Source organism: Rhodoferax sp. TS-BS-61-7 (assembly GCF_002943465.1).
In the GTDB taxonomy this organism is placed as follows: domain Bacteria; phylum Pseudomonadota; class Gammaproteobacteria; order Burkholderiales; family Burkholderiaceae_C; genus Allorhodoferax.
In genome coordinates, this window is sequence record NZ_PTQY01000005.1 from 308,865 (window position 1) to 329,286 (window position 20,422).

Annotated in this window: 19 protein-coding genes; 12 read left to right on the plus strand and 7 right to left on the minus strand. The window is 61.6% G+C overall.

The window, feature by feature from the left end; all coding sequences use genetic code 11:
* Window positions 1-51: 51 nt before the first annotated feature.
* The 4 genes from C5F53_RS15205 (at window position 52) to C5F53_RS20715 (ending at window position 4,613) form a co-directional block, all read left to right on the plus strand.
* Entirely contained in the window at window positions 52-1,194 is a 1,143-nt protein-coding gene (locus C5F53_RS15205) for a Re/Si-specific NAD(P)(+) transhydrogenase subunit alpha (RefSeq protein WP_105262218.1), read from the plus strand.
* A gap of 25 nt (window positions 1,195-1,219) precedes the next feature.
* Window positions 1,220-1,540: an NAD(P) transhydrogenase subunit alpha gene (locus C5F53_RS15210; RefSeq protein WP_105262284.1), complete on the plus strand. Its 321-nt coding sequence runs from the start codon at window positions 1,220-1,222 to the stop codon at window positions 1,538-1,540.
* On the plus strand, window positions 1,537-2,973 hold the full coding sequence (locus C5F53_RS15215) for an NAD(P)(+) transhydrogenase (Re/Si-specific) subunit beta (protein WP_105262219.1): 1,437 nt from the start codon (window positions 1,537-1,539) through the stop codon (window positions 2,971-2,973). The genes C5F53_RS15210 and C5F53_RS15215 overlap by 4 nt, the downstream gene beginning before the upstream one ends.
* A gap of 83 nt (window positions 2,974-3,056) precedes the next feature.
* Window positions 3,057-4,613, plus strand: a complete 1,557-nt coding sequence (locus tag C5F53_RS20715; RefSeq protein WP_105262220.1) for a methyl-accepting chemotaxis protein — start codon at window positions 3,057-3,059, stop codon at window positions 4,611-4,613.
* Between the two features lie 24 nt (window positions 4,614-4,637).
* Here C5F53_RS20715 and C5F53_RS15225 read toward each other — a convergent pair whose 3' ends face one another.
* The gene (locus C5F53_RS15225) at window positions 4,638-4,859 is read right to left on the minus strand and encodes an osmotically-inducible lipoprotein B (RefSeq protein ID WP_105262221.1); all 222 of its coding nucleotides are present in this window, start codon (window positions 4,857-4,859) and stop codon (window positions 4,638-4,640) included.
* 358 nt (window positions 4,860-5,217) lie between these two features.
* On the opposite strand from C5F53_RS15225, the gene C5F53_RS15230 reads away from it, so the two are divergent.
* The 3 genes from C5F53_RS15230 to C5F53_RS15240 are packed head-to-tail and all read left to right on the plus strand — an operon-like array spanning window position 5,218 to window position 8,665.
* Window positions 5,218-7,077: an ATP-binding protein gene (locus C5F53_RS15230; protein ID WP_236635388.1), complete on the plus strand. Its 1,860-nt coding sequence runs from the start codon at window positions 5,218-5,220 to the stop codon at window positions 7,075-7,077.
* A 10-nt stretch (window positions 7,078-7,087) separates the two neighbouring features.
* Window positions 7,088-7,933, plus strand: coding sequence for a response regulator (locus C5F53_RS15235; protein WP_105262222.1), 846 nt, complete (start codon window positions 7,088-7,090; stop codon window positions 7,931-7,933).
* Between the two features lie 6 nt (window positions 7,934-7,939).
* On the plus strand, window positions 7,940-8,665 hold the full coding sequence (locus C5F53_RS15240) for a Crp/Fnr family transcriptional regulator (protein ID WP_105262223.1): 726 nt from the start codon (window positions 7,940-7,942) through the stop codon (window positions 8,663-8,665).
* Between the two features lie 22 nt (window positions 8,666-8,687).
* Here C5F53_RS15240 and C5F53_RS15245 read toward each other — a convergent pair whose 3' ends face one another.
* Complete coding sequence (locus C5F53_RS15245) at window positions 8,688-9,266, minus strand: BON domain-containing protein (protein ID WP_105262224.1); 579 nt, start codon at window positions 9,264-9,266, stop codon at window positions 8,688-8,690.
* Window positions 9,267-9,505: 239 nt separating this feature from the next.
* Between C5F53_RS15245 and C5F53_RS20720 the strand changes: the two genes are divergently transcribed.
* A complete protein-coding gene (locus C5F53_RS20720; RefSeq protein WP_105262225.1) occupies window positions 9,506-10,192 on the plus strand; it encodes an OmpA family protein in 687 nt (228 codons plus the stop codon).
* Between the two features lie 95 nt (window positions 10,193-10,287).
* On the opposite strand, the gene C5F53_RS15255 is transcribed toward C5F53_RS20720, so the two are convergent.
* The 4 genes from C5F53_RS15255 to C5F53_RS15270 all read right to left on the minus strand — a co-directional run bounded on the left by C5F53_RS15255 (window position 10,288) and on the right by C5F53_RS15270 (window position 15,126).
* On the minus strand, window positions 10,288-11,661 hold the full coding sequence (locus C5F53_RS15255; protein ID WP_105262226.1) for a PTS transporter subunit IIC: 1,374 nt from the start codon (window positions 11,659-11,661) through the stop codon (window positions 10,288-10,290).
* 83 nt (window positions 11,662-11,744) lie between these two features.
* Window positions 11,745-12,407, minus strand: a complete 663-nt coding sequence (locus C5F53_RS15260) for a GntR family transcriptional regulator (RefSeq protein WP_105262227.1) — start codon at window positions 12,405-12,407, stop codon at window positions 11,745-11,747.
* The gene (locus C5F53_RS15265; protein WP_105262228.1) at window positions 12,404-13,771 is read right to left on the minus strand and encodes an aspartate aminotransferase family protein; all 1,368 of its coding nucleotides are present in this window, start codon (window positions 13,769-13,771) and stop codon (window positions 12,404-12,406) included. The genes C5F53_RS15260 and C5F53_RS15265 overlap by 4 nt, the downstream gene beginning before the upstream one ends.
* 14 nt (window positions 13,772-13,785) lie before the next feature.
* The gene (locus C5F53_RS15270) at window positions 13,786-15,126 is read right to left on the minus strand and encodes a glutamine synthetase family protein (RefSeq protein ID WP_105262229.1); all 1,341 of its coding nucleotides are present in this window, start codon (window positions 15,124-15,126) and stop codon (window positions 13,786-13,788) included.
* Between the two features lie 178 nt (window positions 15,127-15,304).
* Between C5F53_RS15270 and C5F53_RS15275 the strand changes: the two genes are divergently transcribed.
* The 4 genes from C5F53_RS15275 (at window position 15,305) to C5F53_RS15290 (ending at window position 18,867) form a co-directional block, all read left to right on the plus strand.
* Window positions 15,305-16,462 (plus strand): MFS transporter, encoded by a 1,158-nt coding sequence (locus C5F53_RS15275; protein ID WP_105262230.1) that lies wholly within the window; start codon window positions 15,305-15,307, stop codon window positions 16,460-16,462.
* 593 nt (window positions 16,463-17,055) lie between these two features.
* Window positions 17,056-17,586, plus strand: coding sequence for a hypothetical protein (locus C5F53_RS15280; protein ID WP_105262231.1), 531 nt, complete (start codon window positions 17,056-17,058; stop codon window positions 17,584-17,586).
* 71 nt (window positions 17,587-17,657) lie between these two features.
* Window positions 17,658-18,101 carry a hypothetical protein gene (locus C5F53_RS20160; RefSeq protein WP_146097372.1) on the plus strand — a complete coding sequence of 148 codons (444 nt, stop codon included), beginning with the start codon at window positions 17,658-17,660 and terminating at the stop codon, window positions 18,099-18,101.
* A gap of 43 nt (window positions 18,102-18,144) precedes the next feature.
* Window positions 18,145-18,867 carry a DUF4019 domain-containing protein gene (locus C5F53_RS15290; protein WP_105262233.1) on the plus strand — a complete coding sequence of 241 codons (723 nt, stop codon included), beginning with the start codon at window positions 18,145-18,147 and terminating at the stop codon, window positions 18,865-18,867.
* 228 nt (window positions 18,868-19,095) lie between these two features.
* On the opposite strand, the gene xylA is transcribed toward C5F53_RS15290, so the two are convergent.
* On the minus strand, window positions 19,096-20,409 hold the full coding sequence (xylA, locus tag C5F53_RS15295) for a xylose isomerase (protein WP_105262234.1): 1,314 nt from the start codon (window positions 20,407-20,409) through the stop codon (window positions 19,096-19,098).
* Window positions 20,410-20,422 lie beyond the last annotated feature (13 nt).

Here is a 20,422-nt window from a genome sequence, read left to right on the forward strand (position 1 = left end):
GGGACACCCGTCGCCCATCGGCGGGGCTTTTTATTGTTCAAGGAATACCAAATGCAAATAGGCGTACCCACCGAGACTGCGGTGGGCGAGACCCGGGTCGCGGTGACCCCGGAGACGGTGAAAAAACTCGTAGCCCAGGGGCACGTGGTGCGTGTGCAATCGGGTGCGGGGGTGGCGGCCAGCGTGACGGATGAGGGCTATGTGGCGGCCGGCGCTGGCATCACCGATGCGGCGGGTGCGTTGGGGAGCGAGCTGGTCCTCAAAGTGCGCACCCCGTCAGACGCTGAGGCCACCCAGATGAAGCCGGGTACCACCCTGGTGGGCATGCTCAATCCGTTTGATACCGAAGGCCTGCAGCGCTTGGCCACGGCCGGGCTCACTGCCTACGCTTTGGAAGCCGCGCCGCGCACCACGCGGGCGCAAAGCATGGATGTGTTGTCCAGCCAGGCCAACATCGCCGGCTACAAGGCGGTGATGTTGGCGGCTGACACCTACCAGCGCTTCTTCCCCATGCTGATGACGGCGGCCGGTACGGTGAAGGCCGCACGCGTGGTCATCCTCGGAGTCGGTGTGGCGGGCCTGCAAGCCATTGCCACGGCCAAGCGCTTGGGCGCCGTCATCGAGGCGTCGGATGTGCGCCCCAGCGTGAAGGAACAGGTCGAATCCTTGGGCGGCAAGTTCATTGACGTGCCCTACGAGACCGATGAAGAGCGAGACGCCGCTGTGGGTGTAGGTGGTTATGCGAAACCCATGCCGGCAAGCTGGCTGGAACGCCAGAAAGTCGAGGTGGCCAAGCGTGTGGCCCAGGCAGACATCGTCATCAGCACGGCGCTCATCCCCGGCCGCCCCGCGCCCACCTTGATCACCGAGGACATGGTCCAGTCCATGAAGCCCGGCTCGGTCATCGTGGACATTGCCGCAGGCAAGGGCGCGATAGGCCCGCATGGCTCGGGCGGCGGCAACTGTCCGCTGTCGGAGGCAGACAAGACGGTGGTTAAACACGGTGTCACCCTCATCGGTGAAACCAACCTGCCGGCCCTGGTGGCGGCGGATGCGTCGTCGCTGTACGCCCGCAATGTGCTGGACTTCCTGAAGCTGGTGATCAACAAGGAAGGCGCCCTGCATGTGGACCTGGAAGACGACATCGTGGCCGCCTGCCTGGTTGCGCACGGTGGTGAAGTTCGTCGCAAATAACAACCTCTACAACAAGAAGAACACCATGGAACTGGTATCCCCCACCATCCTCAACCTCATCATCTTTGTGCTGGCCATCTATGTGGGTTACCACGTGGTGTGGACCGTCACCCCCGCGCTGCACACCCCGCTGATGGCGGTGACCAATGCGATCTCTGCCATCGTCATCGTGGGCGCCATGCTGGCGGCCGCCTTGACCGAAACGACCTTGGGCAAGTCCATGGGCGTGCTGGCCGTGGCGCTGGCAGCGGTTAACGTCTTCGGTGGCTTCATGGTCACGCGGCGCATGCTGGAGATGTTTAGAAAGAAGGACAAAAAATCCGCCCCCGCAGGAGCCAAAGAATGAGCTTGAACCTCGTCACCCTGCTGTATCTGTTCGCCAGTGTCTGCTTCATCCAGGCGCTCAAGGGCCTGTCGCATCCCACCACCTCTATCCGTGGCAACCTGTTTGGCATGGTCGGCATGGCCGTGGCCGTGCTCACCACCGCGGCGCTGATCTTCAAGCTGGCCGGCCAGTTGGGTCAGGACGGCTTCACCGGCATGGGCTGGGTGCTGGGCGCCTTGCTGGTGGGCGGCACGGCCGGCACGCTGATGGCCCAGCGTGTGGAGATGACCAAGATGCCCGAGCTGGTGGCCTTTATGCACAGCATGATCGGTCTGGCCGCCGTCTTCATCGCCGTGGCCGCCGTGGCTGAGCCCTGGGCCTTCAGCATTGCGGCCAAGGGCGCGGAGATTCCGGGTGGCAACCGCATCGAACTGGCGCTGGGGGCTTTCATTGGCGCCATCACCTTCAGCGGCTCGGTCATCGCGTTTGGCAAGCTGTCTGGCAAGTACAAGTTCCGCCTGTTCCAGGGCGCACCCGTGCAGTTCGCCGGCCAGCACAAGCTGAACCTGGTGCTGGGCCTGGCCTCGGTCTTCTTCATCTTCGGCTTCTGGCACTCGCAAAGCGCCATGGACTTTGGCCTGGTCTTGGCCCTGGGGTTTGCGATGGGCGTGCTCATCATCATCCCCATTGGCGGGGCTGACATGCCGGTGGTGGTGTCCATGCTCAACAGCTACTCGGGCTGGGCGGCGGCGGGCATTGGTTTCAGTCTGAACAACAGCATGCTGATCATTGCCGGCTCACTGGTGGGCTCCAGTGGCGCCATCCTGAGCTACATCATGTGCAAGGCCATGAACCGCTCGTTCTTCAACGTGATCCTCGGTGGCTTTGGGGGTGACGCCACTGCCGCTGCTATCGGCACAGCCGTGCAAAGGTCCGTCAAAACCGGCAGTGCCGATGACGCCGCCTTTGTGCTGGGCAATGCCGAGACCGTGGTGATCGTGCCGGGCTACGGCCTAGCCGTGGCGCGCGCCCAGCATGCGGTGAAAGAGCTGGCCGCCAAGCTGACCGAGAAGGGCATCACCGTCAAATACGCCATCCACCCCGTGGCCGGGCGCATGCCGGGCCACATGAACGTGCTGCTGGCCGAGGCCGAAGTACCTTACGACCAGGTGTTCGAGATGGAAGACATCAATGGCGAGTTTGGCCAAGCCGATGTGGCCATCATCCTGGGCGCCAACGATGTGGTGAACCCTGCCGCGCATACCAAAGGCAGCCCGATTTACGGCATGCCGATTCTGGAGGCCTACAAGGCCAAAACCATCATCGTGAACAAGCGCTCCATGGCGGCAGGTTATGCCGGGCTGGACAACGAACTCTTCTACATGGACAAAACCATGATGGTGTTTGGCGACGCCAAGAAGGTGGTGGAGGACATGGGTAAGGCTATTGAGTAATCAGGGCCAGCCCGCCTGCGCGGTGTGTTGGCTTTGGTAAGCGGACGTCGATTGGAACGTGAACAGAAGAATGGATAAAAAATATGAAGACAAAACGCATCGCTATCCGTGCCTGGTTCAACAACGTCAAGCTGCGCACCAAACTGGTGGTGGGGTTGTCGGTGCTCACCATCGCCATCGTGTCCATCGGCGCGTTTTCTGCCGCGGTGATGGTCCGCTTCAAAACCCAGTGGGAGACCTACCAGCTGGTGGCCATGGCGAAGAAGGACGCGGTCAACAAGAGTTATGTGCACCTGGGCGATGCGATCCGCAACTTCAAAAACGTGATCATCCGCGGCGAGAACTACGACCAGGAGTTCGCCACCAACGTGGAGGCCATTGAAAAGCTGGTGGTCAGCTACCGGGCGTTGGAAGAAGTCAGCCCCGAAGAAGACCAGCTGCTGCAGGCCGTGACGGCCAGTATCGAGAAATACAAGAGCACCCTGACCCAGGTGGCCGCCGCCAAGAAGAAGGGCGACAAGATCGAGGATGTGGATGACATTGGCTACGACGGCGACAAGCCGCTGGCCCAGGCACTGTCCAGGTTGCTGGAGTATTCGGCCTCCAGCAACATCACGCGCACCTACGGCATCCAGTCGCTGGTGGACTCGGCCTCCAAGCTGCTGCTGGTGTTTGTGGCCATCGCAGCGGTCGTGGGCGTGGTGGTGTCCATCACGCTGGGGCGCACCATCACCCGTTCACTCAAACGCTCGGTGCAGATTGCCGAGCGTGTGGCGGCCGGGGATTTGTCCAGCGACATCGAAGTCACCTCCACCAACGAAATCGGCAAGCTCATGGGGGCGCTGCGGCAGATGAACGAAAGCCTTTCGCACATCGTGGGCGAGGTGCGCGAGGGTTCGGACGCCATTGCCACCCATGCCAGCAGCCTGGCATCGGGCAATCTGGACCTGTCGAACCGCACCGAAAGCCAAGCCAGCGCGCTGGAAGAAACCTCGTCCATGTTGATGCGTTTCACCAGCACCGCCAAAGACAACGCCCTGAACGCGCTGACCGCCAACCAGTTGGCCCAGAAGGCGACCGAGGTGGCTGTCAAAGGTGGCAGCGTGGTGGAGCAGGCCATTGCCACCATGAACCTGGTGGACCAAAGCTCCAGCAAGATTGTGGACATCACCAGCGTGATCGACAGCATTGCGTTTCAGACCAACATCCTGGCGCTGAATGCGGCCGTGGAAGCCGCGCGTGCGGGTGAGCAGGGCCGTGGGTTTGCGGTGGTGGCCACCGAAGTGCGGGTGTTAGCCCAGCGCAGCGCCGCTGCCGCCAAGGAGATCAAGGCGCTGATTGGGGACTCGGTGGCGCGTGTGGCCATGGGCTCGCAGTACGTCAACGCGACCGGCGCCACGATGCAGGAGATTGTGAGCAGCATCCGGGCCGTGTCCGACATCATCTCCAGCATTGCGCAGGCGTCGGGCGAGCAGAGCGATGGCATTGCCAAGGTGAACGAGAGCGTCACCCAGATGAGCGACCTGACCCAGCAGAACGCTGCGCTGACCGAAGAGTCCGCGGCGACGACCGAGACGCTGCAACACCTGTCGGCCCGCCTGTCCACCACGGTGCGGGTGTTCCAGGTGATGCCAACCTAAGCGTGCAGTGCGGCTGAGGCGGGTTTAGCGCTTGGTGGCTTCATGGCCGATGACACCACCTACCGCGGCGCCAGCGCCCGTGCACAACACGCCACCGCACAGGACGTTGCCAACCACGCCCCCAATCACGGCACCTGTGGCCGTGCCTTTTTCTTGCTGGGTCATGCCGGCGCAGCCCCCAAGGGACAGGGCGAAGGCGAGCATGGTGGTGGGGAGGGCGCCGGAAATACGTTGGGATAAGTTCATGGTGAATGACTCCAAAGCGAAAGGTGGAACACAAGGTGTGAAGCACACGGGGGGTGTCTTCACGGCTGAGTGACCATTGTTTTCCTGCAGTCTTTCGCTATCTGTGCGCCGGCACACGCAAGTCTGATAATTCATTTTGCTATGAAATGTGTAGCTGCTTGCGCATATTTCATGGGCCATAGGGACACTTTTTCTGTTTATTCTCTTTGTATGTGGGCTGGCGCACATAAGCCGGGTTGGGCAAAGGCGTACCCTGCACGGGCGCCATGCAGCAGATGCGCGTATAAGAGGTTCCGCGTTCCTGCAAAGCCTTGCCCGTCGTCTCCCCCACAGTGGCCCACGCCACGGTAAGGTTCCCTTGAAAACCTCCCCAACGACCGTTGCCCAGCTGGCTGCGGTGCTGACCCTGATGGCGGGAGCGCTGGCGTTCGTCTGGTTGCCCTTTCTGCCAGCGGCACTGCTGTGCTGGGGCTTGTTGGCTTCCGGGCTGGCGCTGTATGCCTTTGGCCGCAGCCGCAATTTGGCGCAGCGCAATGCCCACTACGTGCAACGTGCCGACGCGCTGAATCAGGCCGGGGCATTGCAGAGCGCCATTTTCAACAGCGCCAATTTCTCCAGCATTGCCACGGATGCCCGTGGGGTGATCCAGATTTTTAATGTCGGTGCCGAGCGCATGCTGGGCTACACCGCCGCCGAAGTGATCAACAAAATCACACCGGCCGAGATTTCCGATCCGCAGGAAGTTGTTGCGCGGGCCAAGGGCCTGAGCGTGGAGCTGGAAACCGACATCACGCCCGGCTTCGAGGCCCTGGTGTTCAAGGCTTCGCGTGGCATTGAGGACATTTACGAGCTGACCTACATCCGCAAGGACGGCAGCCGTTTCCCGGCGGTGGTGTCGGTGACGGCACTGCGCGACGATGGCAACAGCATCATCGGCTATCTGCTGATAGGCACCGACAACACCGCACGCATGCGCATAGAAGCCGAGCGGGCCCGGTTGGACCAGGTGTTGCAGGACAAAAACATCGAGCTGGAGGCGGCCCGCAAAACGGCGGACAAGGCCAATCTGGCCAAGTCCGACTTCCTGTCCAGCATGAGCCATGAACTGCGTTCCCCGCTCAATGCGATCCTGGGGTTTGCCCAGTTGATGGAGTCGGAAACACCGGCGCCCACGCCCGCGCAGCAGGCCAACATTGACCAGATCCTGCGCGCCGGCTGGTATTTGCTGGAGCTGATCAATGAAATCCTGGATCTGGCCCTGATCGAATCGGGCAAGCTGTCCATGTCCATGGAACCTATCTCGCTGCCCGACGTGCTGCGGGACTGCCAAACCATGATCGAACCCCAGGCGCACAAGCGGGGCATCAACATGATCTTTCCGCAGTTCCATGCGCCTTGTTTTGTGGAGGCGGACCGCACCCGCATCAAACAGGTGGTGGTCAACCTGTTGACCAATGCCATCAAATACAACCGCCTGAACGGATCGGTGGAGGTCACCAGCGATGTTGACACCCACGGCCACATGCGCATCAGTGTGCGGGATACCGGGGAAGGTTTGTCCACCGCCAAGATGGCGCAGCTGTTCCAGCCCTTCAACCGCCTGGGCCAGGAAGCCAGCGTGGAAGAGGGCACCGGCATCGGGCTGGTGGTCAGCAAGCGGCTGGTGGAGTTAATGGGCGGTGCCATCGGTGCACGCAGCATCCTGGGGGTGGGCAGCGTGTTCTGGGTCGAACTGAATACCGCCGAACCGCCCCAGCTGGTCTTTGACTACGAGGCGGCGCCGGACCAGCCCGTGGCCCGGGTGCATGACGGCGCGCCGGTGCGCACCTTGCTGTATGTAGAGGACAACCAGGCCAATATGGAACTGGTGGCGCAGCTGATTGCGCGCCGCCCGGACATGCGCCTGCTGAGTGCGCGGGACGGCACGCGGGGTGTGGCGCTGGCGCGCACCCACCTGCCGGATGTGATTTTGATGGACATCAACCTGCCGGGCATCAGTGGCACACAGGCGCTCAAGATCCTGCAGGAAGACCCGTCCACCCAGCACATCCCGGTGTTGGCACTCAGTGCCAATGCCATGCCGCGTGATATTGAAAAAGGCACGGAGGCCGGCTTCTTCCGCTACCTCACCAAGCCCATCAAGATTGCCGAGTTCATGGAGGCGCTGGACCAGACGCTGGAACTCGCAGCCCAGCACAACGCTACGCCCCATGACTGAAGGACACCCCATGCACGCTGCCTCCGCCCTGGACATCCTTGATGCCAGCATCCTGATCGTGGACGACCAGGAGTCCAATGTGCAGTTGCTGCAGCAACTGCTGCGTGTGGCCGGGTACACCGCCGTGTCGGCCACCACGCGCCCACAGGACGTGCTGGCCCTGCACCTGCAGCACCGGTACGACCTGATCCTGCTGGACCTGCACATGCCGGTGTTGGACGGGTTTGGGGTCATGGAGGCACTCACAGAACATGCGGGCGACGACTACCTGTCGGTCATCGTGCTCACGGCCCAGCCCGGGCACAAGCTGCGTGCGCTGCAGGCTGGTGCCAAGGATTTCATCAGCAAGCCCTTTGACCTGGTGGAGGTGAAAACCCGCATCCACAACATGCTGGAAGTGCGCCTGCTTTACAAAAAGCTGGCTGGGTTCAACAAAGTGCTGGAGCAGACCGTGCAGGAACGCACCGCCGAACTGCGCGAGAGCGAGGCGCGCTACCGCAGCCTGACGGAGCTGGCGTCGGACTGGTACTGGGAGCAGGACGAAGCCGGTGGTTTCACCAAGGTGTCCGGCCCGGTCCTGGAGATGCTGGGCGTGCCGGTCGCAGACAGCGGCGGCGGACAACGCAGCGCCCTGACGGGGGGCTGGAACGCGGCGGAACGCGATGCCTTGCGGGCCACCATTGCGGCGCGCGAGCCGTTTCTGGATTTCCTGCTGCACCGGGTCAACGCGGATGGCTCACAACAGCAGTTTCGGGTGAGCGGAGAGCCCATGTTCAGCCCGAACAGCCGCTTTCTGGGCTACCGCGGCATTGGGGTGGAAGGTGTTGTGGGGCCTGCAGCGCCCCGCGTGGAGTAGCCCGCCATGCCCGCACTGTATAGCCCTGAAAACAATTTTCTTCTGGCCGCGCTGCCGCCGGCCGACCTCGCCGCGTTTGCTGCCGACCTGGAGCTGGTGCCCCTGCCACTGGGGCAGATGTTGTATGAGCCCGGTACCCAGTTGCGCCACGTCTACTTTCCCACCACGTCCATCGTGTCGCTGCATTACGTCACCGAGTCTGGTGCCTCGGCGGAAACCGCAGGGGTGGGTAACGAGGGGGTGCTCGGTGTATCACTCTACATGGGGGGGGACACCACGTCCAGTTCGGCCGTGGTGCAGACCGCGGGCCACGCCTACCGGCTGGAGCGTGGCCTGTTGATGCGGGAGTTCAACCGGGCTGGCGCCCTGCAGCAATTGCTGCTGCGCTATACCCAGGCCCTGATGACGCAGATGGCACAGTCTGCCGTGTGCAACCGCCACCATGCCGTGGAGCAGCAGCTGTGCCGCTGGCTGTTGCTGACCATGGACCGGGTACCGTTGCGTGAACTGGTGATGACCCAGGAACTGGTGGCCAGCATGCTGGGGGTGCGCCGCGAGAGTGTGACCGAAGCCGCAGGCCATTTGCAGGATGCCGGCTACATCCGCTACCGGCGTGGCCACATTGGCGTGCTGGACCGCAAGGGCCTGGAAGCCCGCGCCTGCGAATGTTATGGCGTGGTCAAGAAGGAACTGACCCGCCTGCTCAGCGACGTGCGCCACCGCCCGACCTAGGGCTGGCGCCGGCGTATCGGGCTTATTGCTTGATGCGCATTTCGTTGGTGACGGTGCGCACACCCTCCACCGAGCGGGCCACTTCTATGGCCCGGTCAATCTGGTCCTGGTTGTTCACAAAGCCGCTGAGCTGCACTTCGTCCTTGCGGGTGACCACGGCAATGTCAAAGCTCTTGATCCGCGTGTCGGCCAGCAGCGCGGCCTTGACCTTGCCGGTGATCAGGCTGGCATCGATCTTGTTACCCACCGTGGTCGGTGTGGCGCGCAAGCTCACATTGTTCTGCACCTTCTTCACCCCTGAGACGGTCTGGGCGGTTGCCGTGGCCCGATCCAGCTGGGCCTGGTTGTCGACAAAACCGCTCAGCAACACTTCGCCTTTGCGTGTTTCCACCTTGAAGTCAAAGCTGCGGATATCGGCATCGGCCAGCAGGGCGGATTTGACGCTGCTAGTGATCACCGTGTCGTCGATTTCGGTACCGACGCTGGTACCCGCTACGGGGGCGGCGATGGCCTGCAGGCCATTGTCACAGCCCACAAGGGTGAGAAGAGTGGCGCCAGCCAGGGCCGTGCTGACGACAAGGGTTCCGATACGGGTGTTCATGTGAATGTCTCCTGTGGGCAACCACGGGTGTGTGGCTGTGGAGGTGACTGTCTTCCGGTTGCTCCCACAGGTCTGTTCGCTGACGCACGCTTCGGTCTGGTGTGGGCACGGCCCTTTGCACAGCTGTGTTGCCCAGCGTACAGACCTGCTGCAGGGGACTGCCTATTCTCCAGCTGTTGACGTGGAGCAGAGAAAGCCATCGCGTCACTTTTTCAGTCACACATCAAGGAATACACACCATGCAAACCACCAAAAAACTGATCTTCTCCGCACTGGCCGTGGCCACCCTGCTGCCATTGGCCGCCATGGCACAGAGCTATCCCAACCAGGGCTACTGGGTGGACGGCTCTGGAAAAATCATTACCAGCTCCACCTCCGGCCTGTGCTGGCGCACCAGCGAGTGGACGCCGGCACTGGCGGTTGCGCCGTGTGACCCGGTCATTCAGCGCGTAGCCACCGTGGTCCCGGCCGTGGAAATGGCCCCAGCCACCGTGACCCCCCTGGCTGCACCGCTGCCCATGGTGGTACCGGTTGCGCAGAAGATGAGTTTCTCGGCAGACGCATTGTTTGCGTTTGACAAATCTGTGCTCAAGCCCGAAGGCAAAACCATGCTGGATGGCTTGGCTCAGCAGCTCAAGGGTGTGCAGTACGACACGGTGGCGGTGACCGGGTATGCAGATCGTATCGGCAGTGCGGCGTACAACCAGAAGCTGTCGGAACGCCGCGCCAATGAAGTGAAGAGTTACCTCGTCACACAGAACGTACCCGCAGGCAACATCAGCGCCAGCGGCATGGGAGAGTCGCAGCCGGTGACCCAATCGGGCGATTGCGTGGGCCCCAAGAGTGCCAAGCTCATTGCCTGCTTGCAGCCCGACCGCCGCGTGGACGTGGAGATGAAGGGCACCAAATCGGCCGCTGCGCAGTAAACCGAACTGCTCCTGACGGGGGCTGAAATGCGCACTGCATGCTACTGATTTAGTAACTGCTTGCGCATATTCCCATTGGGCTAGAGCCCTATTTCTTATAAATGCTGGGTGGCCGCGGTGTAACGCCGCTTGGCCACCAGCATGCCGCCCAGCACCGCCAACAGCGCGACCACCGCCCACAGCTTGCCCTGGTACAGCGCGTACAACACATACCGCGGCTGGTTGCCGCCGTCGGTGAAGGAGGTGATCTGGCCCAGGCCCTCGGCATTAAACGAGGGGGCGTGTTGGGCCAGCTCGGTGTACAGCGGCGCCATGTTGGAGGCGATGAGCAAGAAGGTGATGACCACCGGAATGCCCGCCAGCACGGCTCGGAACACATTGCCGCGAAACACCAGCACCGTGAGCGACATGACGGAGATGAGGTTGGACAGATCGCCCAGCGGCAGCACCCTGTTGCCGGGCAGCACCAGCGCAATGCCAATGGCCAGCGCCATCAGCAGCAGGCCGGTGATGATGACCGACTTGTGGTGCATCAAAAACCCCGTGTCCATGGCCACCACCAGGTTCTTGCGTTGCGGAAAACGCTGTTCCACCCGGCTGCGCAGGGCGTTGGTGATGGGGATCATGGCTTCGCCAATCACCCCCGCACTCTTGGGCAGCAAAAACATCACCGCGGCAATGTGCACGCCCATTTCCAGCGTTTCCTTCAGGCCATAGCCAGCGGCCCAGGCCAGCAGCAGGCCCATGGCCAGGCCAATCATCATGGGTTCACCCACCAGGGCCAGCAGGCCGTTGCCTTCGCCATCCTGCGCCTTGGCGTAGTCGTGCTCGGGGTTGTAAACCACGCGCTTGAGGCCGGGAATGCGGTCCATCAGCCAGTCCATACACACCACATAGGGCAGGATGCCGTTGACCGACACGGGCGACACCGCAATGCCCTTGAGTCCCATTTCGCGCTCCACGTCGGGCGCGTTCCATTCGGTCATCTTGAAGCAGTAAACGGCCAGCAACAGTGTGGCCGAAATGCCGGCCCACCAGCTGTCAAACACCGTCATGGCCAGCGCGCCCATCAGGGCAAAGTGCCAGTAGTTCCAGATGTCGATGTAGATGGCGCGTGTAAGGCCCGTGGCCAGCATCACCAGATTGAGCACCAGCACCAGCGGAATGGAAATGGCGGCCAATGGCGACGCCCAGGTGATGGCCGCCAGCGGCAGCCAGCCCACGTCCAGCACCGGAAAGTCCAGCCCACGTGCCGCGGACAGCTGCTGCACCGCCGGGCTGATGTTGGCGACAAAGAAGTTGAAGGCGATGAACACCCCGGCAAAACCGGCCGCCAGCGCCACGGTGCTCAGCACCGCTTGGCGCAGCGGCACCCGGGCCACCAGGGCGATGGCGAACATGATGATGGGCAACATCACGTAGGCCTTGTAGCTGAAAAACGCGGTGAGGAAATCTTGCAGGGTGCCCATGGTGTTCCGTGGTGGTCAAAAAAAAGCGCCACCGGCACAGGCGCGGTGGCGTCTCCCATCTTAGCGAGGCGGAGCCAGCCGGTTCACTTGCGTTTCTTATCCCCACAGGCGGCCCGCAGGAATTGGCCCGCCACAAAGATGTCGCGCTCCACCGCGCGGCGCGCAGCCGCACTGTCGCGTTGCACCAGGGCCTGCACCAGGTCGTCGTGCGCGTCGTTCAGCACAGCGTTGGCGGCGGGGGTGTCGAACAGGCGGTTGGAAATGGGTCCGGCGCGCAGCCAAAGGGTGTCAATCAGCTGGAAGAGCAGGGGCGAGCCCGCAGCCTTGTAGAGCAGCACGTGAAAGTCTTCGTTGATGTCCAGGTAACGTTTGGCATCAAAGGCGTGTAGTGCCGCGGCCATGTCGGCGCTCCAGCCCTGCAGGGTGGTGATCTGCGTGGCGTCCAGCCGCAGGCTGCCGCGCTCGGCGGCTTCGCCTTCCAACAGCATGCGCATCTGTAGCAGGTCGTCAAACTCGGGCAGCGAGAGGCGGGGCACCGTGACCCCGGCGTTGGGCACATTGACCAGGGCGCCCTCGGCGGCCAGGCGCTGCAGGGCTGCGCGCACCGGCATCTGGCCCACCCCCATGTCCGCCGCCACGGTGCGGATTTTGAGCCGTTCGCCGGGTAGAAAACGCCCCACGGTGATCCACTGCCGCAGCGTGGTGTAGACGCGGTCCTGGTCGGTGCTGGTGGTCGGTGTCGTCATCGTGCGATGGTGTCCTGCACAAAGCCGCCCATGGCAGCGACCAAGCGGTCCACATCGTCGGCCGTGGTGTCGGGGCACACCAGCATCATGTTGTGAAACGGCGTGATCACCAGGCCCCGGTTCAGCAGGTAGAGGTGGATGTTCTGCTCCAGCGCCGGGTTCAAGATGCGATCGGCCTCGCTGCCGTTGCGCGGAGGCACGGGGGTGAACTGGAACTCGGTGCGTGCGCCGATTTGTGTGACACACCAGCCCAGGCTGTGCCGCGCGATCACGGCGCGCAGCCCGTCGGCCAGCCGGGTGGCCAGCGTGAACATGTGGGAGTAGGCCGCGTCTGTCATCACCTCCGCCAAGTTGGCGCGCATGGCGGCCATGGTCAGCAGGTTGGCGGTGAGGGTGGTGCCTATGCCGCTGTGGCCGGGCGGGGCCTTGCGCTTGGCGGCCTCGGCGCGGGCGGCGGCCTCGGCGCTGAAGCCATACACCGCACACGGCACACCACCTGCCACGGGCTTGCCCAGCACCAGCAGGTCGGGCTGCAGCCCATGCGCGCGCGCGTAGCCGCCGGGGCCGGAGCTGATGGTGTGCGTCTCGTCCATCAGCAGCAGGGTGCCGTAGCGGCGGCACAGGGCCTGCGCCGCTTCCCAAAAGCCGGGCTCGGGCAGCACCATGCCGATGTTGGTCATGGCCGGCTCGGCCAGCAGGCAGGCCACCTGGCCATCGGCCAACACGGCTTCCAGCGCGGCCAGGTCGTTGAATTCCACACTGCGTGTGGTGCGGGTGATGTCCACCACCTGGCCCAGCAGGCTGTCGCGCGTGCGGGGCTGGCCGTCCACCAGGTCCACAAACACATCGTCCACCGTGCCGTGGTAACAGCCATTAAAAATCAGCACCTGCGTGCGCCCTGTGAGTGCGCGCGCCCAGCGGATGGCGAAGCGGTTCGCGTCAGACGCCGACAACGCAAACTGCCACACCGGCAGCCCGAAGCGGCGGGCCAGCTCCTCCGCCACCCACACGCCGTCTTCACCGGGCAGCATGGTGGTAATGCCTTGTGCCGCCTGCGCCGCAAGGGCGCGGGCCACGGCGGGCGGGCTGTGGCCAAACATGGCGCCGGTGTCGCCCAGGCAATAGTCCACGTAGGTGTGGCCGTCGGCGTCGGTCAGGCGTGCGCCCTGGGCGTGGGCGATGTGCAGGGGGAAAGGCGTGGACCAGTCGCTCATCCAGTGCAGGGGCACACCAAACATCAGGTGTTTGGCGGCCCGCGCAGACAGGGCGTGGGACGTGGGGTTGGCTGCGGCGTAAGCGGCGCGCTCGCGCTCGCGCACGGTCGCCAGGCGTTGGGGGTCGAGGTTGCGAAAAGTCTGGGTCATGGCACGGCCCCGGCTTACACCAGCAACAACAGGTGTTCGCGCTCCCAGGAGCTGATCACGCGGTTGTAGGTGGCGTACTCCAGCTCTTTCACGGCGCAGAAGGCGTCCACAAACCCCGAGCCCAGCACCTCGCGCATGGCCGTGCAGCTGCGCATGGAGGCAATGGCGTCTTCCAGGTGGCGGGGCAGTTCGTGGTTCACATTCCAGGCGCTGTCGGTGGTGGGGGCGCTGGGTGTCAGGCCCTCGGTCATGCCCAGGTAACAACAGGCAAGCGTGGCGGCCATGGCGAGGTAGGGGTTCACGTCCACGCCGGGCACCCGGTTCTCCACCCGGCGGTTGGCGGGGTTGGACTGGGGGATACGAATGCCGCAGGTGCGGTTGTCATGTCCCCAGCGCACGTTGATGGGCGCCGACATAAAGGGAGACAAGCGCCGGTATGAGTTCACATACGGTGCAAACATCGGCATCAGCTGCGGAATGTAGGCCTGCAGCCCCGCAATGCACTGGCTGAACAACGGGCTGGCCGAGCCATCGGGCAGGCTGAAGATGTTGTTGCCATCGGCATCCAGAATGCTCTGGTGGATGTGCATGGCGCTGCCGGGCTCCTGCTCCATGGGCTTGGCCATGAAGGTGGCAAAAATGCCGTGGCGCAGCGCCGTCTCGCGCACCGTGCGTTTGAAGAGGAACACGCGGTCCGCCAGGTCCAGCGCATTGCCGTGGCTGAAGTTGATCTCCATTTGGCCGGGGCCCGCTTCGTGGATCAGCGTCTCCACGCCCAGGTTGTGCTGCTGGCAAAAGCTGGACAGCTCCATAAAGAAGGGGTCGAAGTCATTGACCGCGTCGATGGAGTAACTCTGCCGTCCGGCCTCGGGTTTGCCGGTGCGGCCCAGCGGGGGCTGCAGCGGCTCGTGCGGGTTTTGCTGGCGGGCCACCAAGTAGAACTCCATCTCGGGCGCCACCACGGGTGTCCAGCCGCGTTCTTCATACAGCTTGAGCACCCGGCGCAACACACCGCGTGGCGAAATCTGCACCGGGCTGCCATCCCACTCCTGGCAATCGTGAATCACCACCGCCACCGGCTCGGCCGCCCAGGGCACCACACGCACGGTGCTCACATCGGGAATGCACACCATGTCGGGGTCGGTGTCACCCACATAGGGGCCGTTGTCCGGCTGCTGGCCATTCACCGTGTTGAGCAACACGCTTTTGGGAATGCGCATTTCCCCCGCCGCCAAAAACAGGTCACGCGGCAGGATCTTGCCGCGCGCAATACCCGTCATGTCGGGGATCACACATTCGACTTCGTGGATGCGGTGTTGGGTCAAAAAAGCTTCTATGGAGCTGGGGGTGGACATGGGGAGGGCCGGTGGTGGAGATGGCCAAATTCTAGTGCGCGGCCTTCTATTTGTGATCACAAATGTATGAATACTCCATAAATTTCTAATTAATGGCTTATTTGTGATCGAATAATTGGAGGCCAGGCGCGGGTTGGGCGGCCGGATAGACTCCCACCCCCGCTTCCTGTTTTGTGCCATGTCCAGCTCCACCCCACCCAACCACGCCTACGACTGGCGCACCATCACCGCCCTGAACGCGGTGTCCACCCTCTCGCAAATCGGGCAGTTCGGCATCGTCTACGTCATGGTGCCGGTGTGGCTGGCGCTGCAGGGCTTGAGTGCGGCGCAGCTGGGTTTTTTTGCCGCCTCGCTCTGGCTGGGGCAAATGCCGGGGCTGGCGCTGGCGCCGTGGTTGTGCCACCGCTGGGGGGCGCGCCGCGTGGTGGTGGCGGGCTTGGCCTGTTCCGTGGTGGCGCTGCTGGGCATCGCCTATGTGGGCTGGCCTTTGTATTTGTTGTGTGGCCTGCTGGCCGGCCTGGGCATGGGCCTGCGCTGGGTGGGGCTGGAGCCTTGGCTGTATCGCATTGCCCCCGCCCACGCACGCGGGCGCCTGGTGGGTTTTCATGAAACGCTGATTGCGGCAGCACCCGTGGTGGCCCCGGCCATTGCCGCGCTGGTGGGCGTGCAGGGCCACACCATTCTGTGGGTGGGCATCGGCTTCACGGTGTCTGCGCTGCTGCCCTTGGCATTCGCTCGCAGACCGCCGCACGATGCCGCCGCGCTCGCGTCGGGCGGCTGGCGCCAGTCGGGTGCTGCGGCGTGGCCGCACCGCATCTTTCGCCAGGGGCTGTTGATTGCCCTGTGCGGCGGCATGCTGGAGTCTGCCGTGGTCGGCCTGTTCGCCGTCTTCGCGGGCGACCGCGGTTTTGACGCGCAAAACATTGCGCACCTGCTGACCAGCTTTGGCCTGGGTGGCCTGCTCTTGCAGTACCCGGTGGGCTGGATGGCCGACCACTGGGGCATGCGCACGGCCGGTGCTCTGGCCGCCGCTGGCACGGTGCTGGCCGCTGCGGTGCTGGCCCTGCTGCCAGGCGTGCCCGTGGCCTACGCCACCATGTTTGTGCTGGGCGGGTTGATCACCGCCTTCCTCACCCTGGCGCTCATTGCCGCTACCAAAACCCCCACGCCCGACATGGCCTGGAACGTGAGCTCGCTGTCCATCGCCTACTCGCTCAGCGCAGTGGTGGGGCCCGTGGTGGCGGGGGGCGCTATGACGGCGACGGGCAGTGCCGCATTGATGGGGTTTACTGCGGTGGTGGCCGGGGTGATGGTAATTTTGCTATTAAAAAGATAGCTGTTTGCGCATATCCCATGGGTCCTAGAGGAACATTTGATGCATAAATGGCGTGTTGCTTGCGACCCAGTGATGGCAAGCGACACAGAGCGGTCTTTGACGGTACCCAATCCATTGCTCGACTACAGACATTCAGAACCGGTTTGCTAGGCAGGTACGATCAACAGCCGGCATGCGGCGGAAGCCGACATCAAAGAAATCACCCGAATGGGGGATATGCAAGCTCCGCCGCCGCCTCCAAAATCCTGGCGAAGCGCTATCCAGTATTAAACATTTCAGGGGCGCCTAACACGCTCACAATGAAGAAAAACCTACTACGACGCCTGTCTAAAAACTTTGTAGTTGTCGCTTTGTTGATAGTTGCTCTAGCTCTTTTGGTTTTCATAGTTCAGCGACCAGTGAAGACAGGGCCAGGATATGTCTTTCATCCATGCCCTTCCGACTGCACTGTAGTGAACGCAACTAGCATTCGGACCATTAAAGCTGGCATCACTTTTGAGTTTCCCAAGCCATATGTCAAACACTTTGACCAGTCACATTGGGACCCCGAACCCAACGAATTTGAAACGCGACTCAACGTAAGGTGGCCGTCCATGTCTGCATTCACCATGGATGAAATAGACGCCCTCTTCAAAGAATGGGACAAAACCGGACGAAGCCGGGAAACGGGCGGATTTTTGGGTGATTTACTGGAAATCCGTATTCGCGACCACAAAAAAAAGCCAGTTCCAATAAGTGCGGCTGAGCTCGAGGCTGTAATAGTCACACGGTATGGGACGCCGAGAAAGATTGAAGCAATTTCAAACTTTCAGGAGTATGGTGAAAATCCACGAGAGGCGGCGTACCGTCAAATAACTGGCTCAGCGCGCTTCGCTGACGGTATGCCCGCATACATATTTTGCAGCGGTAAGAAGTTGGTCACATCGCCGGTGGTCCTAAGCGGTGGTTGTGTGGCACAACTCACTTGGCCCAATGGCTTTGAGATTGACCTAATTTTCAATCGAGCGGACTTGCCGCAGTGGCAAAAGCTGCACGATTCGGCCATTGCGCTGATTCAATCGTTCATCGTAGAAGGAGCATTTCCCAAAGAGACATTGTTGAGTGCGGTGAATGTCCGCAACTAACAATAGTGAGCTTTGCCGCTGTATGGCTGCTTCGGAGCGCAGGTGAAGTCTGCTATCAGTCTGTAGTTGCTATGAGACCACTTAACCTCAGTCAATTTCCGCAGCCGGAATCAAATGAATCAGATGGCGTAGAGGCCGCACTCGATGCTCTTCGCCAGGCGAAAGATGAATCGACGGCGGCTGAAGCCTACGATGCTTTTCTTTGGGCAATGGGCAACAACCACGCCGGAACGTTCTATCCAGTCATATTGGGCGTTCTTCCTGAGATTGAACATATCCTTATTCATGGAAACCCATGGGCTCAGCGAGCAGTGATGGAATCACTAATTGATCTTGGAGGCTCATTCGTCCCGGCAGAAGGTTACGAGAACTACCTGGGAGCCTCAGTCCAAGAAACACTCAACGCGTTCATTCACTCAATCCGCCACCACGTCGCATCACTGACCGAAGGGAACGAAGCACGCGCCAAGAGTGCAGCAGACTTGCTGGAGCTCATTGATGACCAAATGGCCTAACCCCCAATCGAGCGAATAATGGCCTGCGGGGACATTACAACTCATGTCAGACATTTACGACCGCTTCGAAGCGACCGAATGTGTGCAATCAGTCATTAGACGACTCGGCTCTGCGGCGGAAATTGATACTCGATGTAAAGTAACCTGCGACTCAGTCCATCTACACATTCATTCGCATCGCATGCACGCTCTCCGCACCATTCGAATCGTCATCGTTGGCTTGATCTTCCTTCCAGTCCTTGCCGCATATGGACTTGAGCCGCAGCTTGCTGCGGAGGATGTGAGCCAGTCTACCCAGCAGCATATTGCTTCTACGAACGCAGATCCTACGTGGAGGCCCTCTCCTGAGCAACAGGCTTTTGTACTCGCTGCGACAAGGGCCTATTTTGCGGCGCGCGATTCCAATAGAGTCGATGACGCTTATGCATTTCTCTCGCCGCGGCAGAAGCAGTACGTTCAGCAAAGTACATTCCAAGGACTTTTGGAAGATTTCAACGCCAAGTCTGGCCCGGTTCAGTCTAGGCACTTGCGCTCAGTCACTTGGTACAAAGACACACCGCAAGCTGGGCCAGGGCTCTACGTTGCGGTTGACTATTCCAGCGAATTCACCAATCTCGCACTTCACTGCGGCTATGTTGTCTGGCATGAACAGCCCGACGGACAGTTTCTGCAAGTACGAGAGGAGGTCAATGTCGTTGACAAGGCCACAATGGCGAAACTAAAACCTGGCGACTTTGAGAAAGTTCGAGCGCACTTTCGCTGTTAGTTCCTGCTATGTAAAACCCAAATTGAAAGACCGCTATAGAGCTCGACGTATGACTGGTTTCAGTCTGTAGACGCCTCAGCTACGCGGTGAAAGAAGACATCTGAAAGAACCGTGCCTGGCCCAAAGCACTTATCGAACCACCACTGGCTAGTCATACGGTCGAAACAAAAAGGCCCCGCAGGCATTCACCTGCGGGGCCTTCGTCTTTCAGCAGCTTAGCGAGTTAACTCAGATGTAGCTATTCAGCAAGTTCTCCAGATGCTCTTGGCGGCCCGACATTGGCATGGTGTCGGTGTTGCGGTCCACCACGTGGGCGGCCACGGCTTCCAGGCTCATCTTGCCGTCCAGCATGCTTTGGCCTAATGGGGCTTTCCAGCCTGCGTAGCGGTCTTCCACCAGCTTGGCCAGTTTGCCGTCGGTGATCATCTTTTCTGCGATCAGCAGCGCGCGGGCGGTCACGTCCATGCCACCAATGTGGCCGTGGAACATGTCTTCGGGGTCGATGGACTGGCGGCGCACTTTGGAATCAAAGTTCACACCGCCGTTGACGAAGCCGCCGCCTTGCATGATGGTGTACATGGCTAGCGCGGTCTCGGGAATGCTGTTGGGGAACTGGTCGGTGTCCCACGCGCACTGCATGTCGCCGCGGTTCATGTCGATGGAGCCGAAGATCCCTAAGTCCACTGCGGTGGCGATTTCATGCTCGAAGCTGTGGCCGGCCAGGGTGGCGTGGTTGGCTTCGATGTTGACCTTGATTTCTTTCTCCAGGCCGTAGCGGCACAAGAAGCCATACACCGTGGCGCTGTCAAAGTCGTACTGGTGCTTGGACGGTTCGCGTGGCTTGGGTTCGAGCAGGATGGTGCCCTTGAAACCGATCTTGTGTTTGTACTCCACCACCATGTTCAAGAAGCGGCCCATCTGGTCCAGCTCGTGGCCGATGCGGGTGTTGAGCAGGGTCTCGTAACCTTCGCGGCCGCCCCACAACACGTAGTTGGCGCCGCCCAGCTTCAGCGTGGCGTCCATGGCTTCTTTCACTTGCAGCGCGCCCAGGGCAAAAATTTCGGGGTTGGGGTTGGTGGCCGCACCCGACATGAAACGGCGGTGGCTGAACAGGTTGGCGGTGCCCCACAGCAGTTTCATACCGGTGGCTTGCTGCTTGGCACCCAAGATGTCCACCATCTCGCGCAGGTTGTTCACGCTCTCACGCGGGGTGGCGCCTTCGGGGGCGATGTCGCGGTCGTGGAAGCAGTAGTAGGGCGCGCCCAGCTTGCTGAAGAATTCAAACGCCACATCGGCCTTGGCCTTGGCCGCAGCCATGGGGTCGGCCATGTGCTGCCAGGGGCGCTGGAAGGTGTCGCCACCAAACGGGTCCAGGCCATTCCAGCAGAAGCTGTGCCAGTAACACACGGCAAAACGCAGCTGCTCTTCCATGCGTTTGCCCAGCACGATGCGGTCTTTGTCGTACCACTTGAAGGACAGTGGGTTGTCGGAAGTAGGGCCTTCATAGGCGATGGGAGAGACGGTGGAAAAGTAGTGGCTCATGGTGCTTCCTTGG

Coding starts and splice junctions, on each gene's coding strand:
- C5F53_RS15205 (WP_105262218.1), top strand. CDS start 52: ATGCAAATAGGCGTACCCACCGAGACTGCGGTGGGCGAGACCCGGGTC.
- C5F53_RS15210 (WP_105262284.1), top strand. CDS start 1,220: ATGGAACTGGTATCCCCCACCATCCTCAACCTCATCATCTTTGTGCTG.
- C5F53_RS15215 (WP_105262219.1), top strand. CDS start 1,537: ATGAGCTTGAACCTCGTCACCCTGCTGTATCTGTTCGCCAGTGTCTGC.
- C5F53_RS20715 (WP_105262220.1), top strand. CDS start 3,057: ATGAAGACAAAACGCATCGCTATCCGTGCCTGGTTCAACAACGTCAAG.
- C5F53_RS15225 (WP_105262221.1), bottom strand. CDS start 4,859: ATGAACTTATCCCAACGTATTTCCGGCGCCCTCCCCACCACCATGCTC.
- C5F53_RS15235 (WP_105262222.1), top strand. CDS start 7,088: ATGCACGCTGCCTCCGCCCTGGACATCCTTGATGCCAGCATCCTGATC.
- C5F53_RS15240 (WP_105262223.1), top strand. CDS start 7,940: ATGCCCGCACTGTATAGCCCTGAAAACAATTTTCTTCTGGCCGCGCTG.
- C5F53_RS15245 (WP_105262224.1), bottom strand. CDS start 9,266: ATGAACACCCGTATCGGAACCCTTGTCGTCAGCACGGCCCTGGCTGGC.
- C5F53_RS20720 (WP_105262225.1), top strand. CDS start 9,506: ATGCAAACCACCAAAAAACTGATCTTCTCCGCACTGGCCGTGGCCACC.
- C5F53_RS15255 (WP_105262226.1), bottom strand. CDS start 11,661: ATGGGCACCCTGCAAGATTTCCTCACCGCGTTTTTCAGCTACAAGGCC.
- C5F53_RS15260 (WP_105262227.1), bottom strand. CDS start 12,407: ATGACGACACCGACCACCAGCACCGACCAGGACCGCGTCTACACCACG.
- C5F53_RS15265 (WP_105262228.1), bottom strand. CDS start 13,771: ATGACCCAGACTTTTCGCAACCTCGACCCCCAACGCCTGGCGACCGTG.
- C5F53_RS15270 (WP_105262229.1), bottom strand. CDS start 15,126: ATGTCCACCCCCAGCTCCATAGAAGCTTTTTTGACCCAACACCGCATC.
- C5F53_RS15275 (WP_105262230.1), top strand. CDS start 15,305: ATGTCCAGCTCCACCCCACCCAACCACGCCTACGACTGGCGCACCATC.
- C5F53_RS15280 (WP_105262231.1), top strand. CDS start 17,056: ATGTCTGCATTCACCATGGATGAAATAGACGCCCTCTTCAAAGAATGG.
- C5F53_RS20160 (WP_146097372.1), top strand. CDS start 17,658: ATGAGACCACTTAACCTCAGTCAATTTCCGCAGCCGGAATCAAATGAA.
- C5F53_RS15290 (WP_105262233.1), top strand. CDS start 18,145: ATGTCAGACATTTACGACCGCTTCGAAGCGACCGAATGTGTGCAATCA.
- xylA (WP_105262234.1), bottom strand. CDS start 20,409: ATGAGCCACTACTTTTCCACCGTCTCTCCCATCGCCTATGAAGGCCCT.